Origin of the sequence: Brachybacterium sp. Marseille-Q7125 (assembly GCF_023062615.1) — a bacterium.
Taxonomy (GTDB): domain Bacteria; phylum Actinomycetota; class Actinomycetes; order Actinomycetales; family Dermabacteraceae; genus Brachybacterium.
In genome coordinates this window covers 1-3,915 of record NZ_JALLAL010000098.1, presented here as the reverse complement: position 1 = coordinate 3,915, position 3,915 = coordinate 1, and the positions used below count along the sequence as shown (strand labels likewise).

Annotated in this window: 3 protein-coding genes; all 3 read left to right on the top strand. The window is 68.8% G+C overall.

What is annotated here, in order from left to right:
- The first annotated feature begins 140 nt into the window (after positions 1-140).
- Positions 141-1,481: a GNAT family N-acetyltransferase gene (locus MU407_RS13715; RefSeq protein ID WP_246958323.1), complete on the top strand. Its 1,341-nt coding sequence runs from the start codon at positions 141-143 to the stop codon at positions 1,479-1,481.
- Positions 1,482-1,548: 67 nt separating this feature from the next.
- Positions 1,549-2,910: a potassium transporter TrkG gene (locus MU407_RS13710; protein WP_246958321.1), complete on the top strand. Its 1,362-nt coding sequence runs from the start codon at positions 1,549-1,551 to the stop codon at positions 2,908-2,910.
- The gene (locus tag MU407_RS13705) at positions 2,903-3,604 is read left to right on the top strand and encodes a TrkA family potassium uptake protein (RefSeq protein WP_233190647.1); all 702 of its coding nucleotides are present in this window, start codon (positions 2,903-2,905) and stop codon (positions 3,602-3,604) included. Before MU407_RS13710 ends, MU407_RS13705 begins: the two co-directional genes overlap by 8 nt.
- Positions 3,605-3,915: the final 311 nt, after the last annotated feature.

The following is a 3,915-nucleotide window of genomic DNA, read 5'->3' as shown; positions in this document are numbered from 1 at the left end:
AGTTGCTCGCCGACCCGGCGGAAGACTCCGCGCTGGGAGCCGGGGTCGTCTTCGAGCGCATCGAGAACCATACGAACCGCTCGCTCACGCAGCTCGTCGGGGTACTTGCGTGGTGCAGGCATGACAGAGAAGTCCTTTCCGTGGCTTCACTGCCTCCATCATCCCCGGGGCGATCCACCCATTCGTTCTGGCTCGAGCACGCTGAGCGTGGCCGCATCGGCCTGCTGCTCCTGGAAGATCTCGAGGACCCCACCCCGCTGCTGGACCTGCGCCTCCCCGAGAACCTGCGCGGAAAGGGCCTGGGCCCTCTCGCGCTGCGTGCCGCCGCGGACCACGTGTTCACGCACTTCCCAGAGGTCACCCGCTTCGAGGGACAGACCCGGGAGGACAACCGGGCGATGCGGGCGGTGTTCGAGCGCTGCGGCTGGACCCAGGAGGCGCTGTACCGCGAATCCTGGCCCGTGGAGGGCCGCGAGCCGGTCGGCTCGGTTGCCTATGCGATCCTGCGCCGTGAGTGGCAAGCCCGGCGGGAGGAGCCCAAAGGCTCCGCCTCGCTGGACGCGAAGATTCAGCGGTACTACGCGGGCGGAACCGAGGCAGAGCGGCTGACCACCCGCAGCACTGGCGGCGCGATCGAAGCGCGTCGGCTCCGCGATGTCCTCTCGCAGCTCCCGGCGGGCTCCCACGTGCTGGACGTGGGCGGCGGCACCGGGGTGCATGCCGCATGGCTCGCTGAGCGCGGCCATACTGTGACGCTCCTGGACCCCGTCCCCGAGCAGGTCGAGATCGCCGCCCGTACCGGCATCTTCACCGCCCGGGTGGGGGACGCGCGGGATCTTCAGGAGGCCGACGGGTCCTATGACACCGTCTTGCTGTTCGGGCCGCTCTACCACCTGCCCCGACGCTCCGACCGGCTGCGTGCCCTCATGGAGGCGCGGCGGGTCCTGCGCCCGGGCGGGCTGCTCCTGGCTGCTGGGATCTCCCGCCTCAGCTCCTTCATGGACAGCATGCTCGACTCCGGCGGTGCGAACGTCTCTGACGTCGACCTGCGGATTCTGCGCACGGGTGAGTGGACGAACCCCGGCGAGGGATTCCCCGGCGGACACTTCCACACGGCCCGTGAGCTGCGCGAGGAGCTCGAGGCGGCCGGTTTCACGGAGCCGATGGTGCAGGGGATCGAAATGCCCTCGATCGCCTGGGAGCTGTACGAGGCCGACGAAGAGCTCCTGGACCTCAGCGTGCGGACCCTCGACCGCATGGCGCTGCTCGACGCGGACGGCCGCCGCCGCGCGCTCACCGCGGACCTCAGCCCGCACCTGCTCGCCACGGCCACCACGGGGCCCGTCGGCGAGGATCATGCGCCTGACGAGCCACTCGACCGTGACTTCGAGGGCCGCGCGGCCTCCGAGGATGACGAGGACAGCAGCTTCCGGACGGCATCACGCGCCCGGCGAGACCATCGCGAGCGTGACCGCGCGTAGCTGACGTCACAGTACCGGGCCCCGCCCCCGGGTGGCATCCCGCGCCCGGAGGCGTAGGATCCCCGGCGTGCTCGACCCCGTCGCTGCGCGCCACCGCCCAGTGGACCATCGACCCCGACCGGCCCGGACCGTGTTCCTGGGCTTCGCCGTGGCCGCGGTCCTGGGCACCCTCTCGCTGATGCATCCGGCCGCCTCCACCGGCCAGGGCGGTGCCACGCCCCTGCAGGCGCTGTTCACCGCCGTCTCCGCACTGTGCGTGACGGGCCTGGTCACCGTGGATACGGCGACGTTCTGGACGCCGCTGGGCCACGTGGTCATCATGGCGCTGATCCAAGTGGGCGGCTTCGGCGTGATGACCTTCGCGTCCGTGGTGGGGCTGATGGTGGTGCGAAAACTGTCCTTGCGCTCCACGCTGACCGCCGCCGCGGAGGTCAAGAGCCTGGGACTGGACGACGTGCGGCACCTGGTCCGCGGGGTCGTGCGGATCTCCCTGCTCATCGAAGCGGTCGCCGCCGTGATCCTCACGCTGCGCTTCGCCTTGGGATACGGCGAGTCCTGGCCTCGCGCCCTCTGGCTGGGTGTCTTCCACTCGGTGTCCTCGTTCAACAACGCCGGCTTCGCCCTGTTCAGTGACAGCCTCATATCCTTCGCCGACGACGGCATCATCCTGCTGACCCTGTCCAGTGCGACGGTGCTGGGCGGCCTGGGGTTCCCGGTGATCATGCAGCTATGGCGGTATCCGGCCACCCCGCGCCGCTGGAGCATGAACACCCGGTTGGTGCTGCTGATGACACCTCTGCTGCTGGCGCTCGGCACGGTGTACATCACGGCGATCGAATGGACGAACCCGGCCACACTCGGCGCTCTACCCCCGGCCCAGCGCCTGCTGAACGGCCTGACGATGTCGGTGCAGACCCGCACATCGGGCTTCAACTCTGTGGACGTCGGGGCGATGGATCCTGCCACGTGGCTGGGGATGGATGCGCTGATGTTCATCGGCGGCGGGCCGGCGGGTACGGCGGGCGGCATCAAGGTCACGACGATCGCAGTGCTGTTCCTGCTGGCTCTCGGGGAGCTGCGCGGGGCGGGGGCGGTCACCGTGGCCGGGAAGCGACTCTCGCGCGCCGTGCATCGGCAGGCGATCACGGTGGTGATGCTCGCCGCGGGCCTGGTGCTGGCCGCCACTACCGTGCTGATGCTGCTCACGGATCTCGCCCTGGATCAGATCCTGTTCGAGGTCACCTCAGCCTTCGGCACCGTGGGGCTGTCCACCGGGATCACGGCGGACCTGCCCGGGGCGGCGCAGCTGATCATCATCGCCCTGATGTTCATCGGGCGTCTCGGGCCGATCACAGCGGCGACCGCGCTCGCGCTGCGTCCCCGCACTGTCCTGTATGAGCTCCCCAAGGAAAGGCCGATCATTGGCTAAGCACAGGTTTCTCAGCGCCTTCGATCCCACCCGCCTGGCATCCCGGCAGGCTGTGGCCGTGATCGGCCTGGGCCGCTTCGGTCAGTCCCTGGCCCGGGAGCTGATGGCCGACGGCGCGGAAGTGTTGGGTATCGATGTCAGCGAGGACGTTGTCCAGTCCCTCAACGGGCAGCTCACCCACGTGGTCGCCGCCGACGCGACAAATGAGGAGGTGCTGCGGCAGCTCGGCGTGACGGAGTTCGAGCGGGTGGTCATCGCGATCGGCAGCCACCTGGAGTCCAGCATTCTGATCACCTCACTGCTGCTGCGCTTCGGCGTCCCGCACATCTGGGCGAAGGCGGTCAGCGATGCGCACGGCCTGATCCTGCAGCAGCTGGGGGTTCCGCATGTGGTGTACCCGGAGAAGGACATGGGCCGACGGGTGGCACACATCGTCCTGGGCAGCATGGAGGACTTCATCGAGATCGACACCGACTTCGCCATGGTGAAGACCCAGGTGAACCCTGCATATGACGGGGTGCGCCTGGGAGACAGCGCCATCCGGCAGCGCCATGGCGTGACGGTCTCGGCGGTGAAGCACCGCGGCGCGGGATGGGAGACCGCAACTGCGGACACGGTGCTGCGCGAGGGCGACGTCATCCTGGTGATCGGCCCCAGCCGCAAGGCCGAGCGCTTCACCCGCGCGACGCCGTGAGGAAATCGGGGCCAGGCGTTCCGCGCAACGGGTCAGATCTCCCGGTGTACTGCCTCAGGATCCTGACCCGGGATAGCCCGCCGGGTCCCGAGTAGGAATCGCATCTTCACCTTCATCTGCAGCATCGCCAACGAAGCTCCCCGACCGCGCCGCACCATCCGCTCCGCCGCGATCGTGGATAAACCGGCTCTTCGCAGATGAGGGTGTAGGTGGTCGCGGGGTGGGCGCGTCGGTGTGGGGGTAGAGGTCGAGGTCTCCTTCATGCTGGAAGCTCTGACCCAACCTGCATGAGGAAGACCTCGACGTGGCCT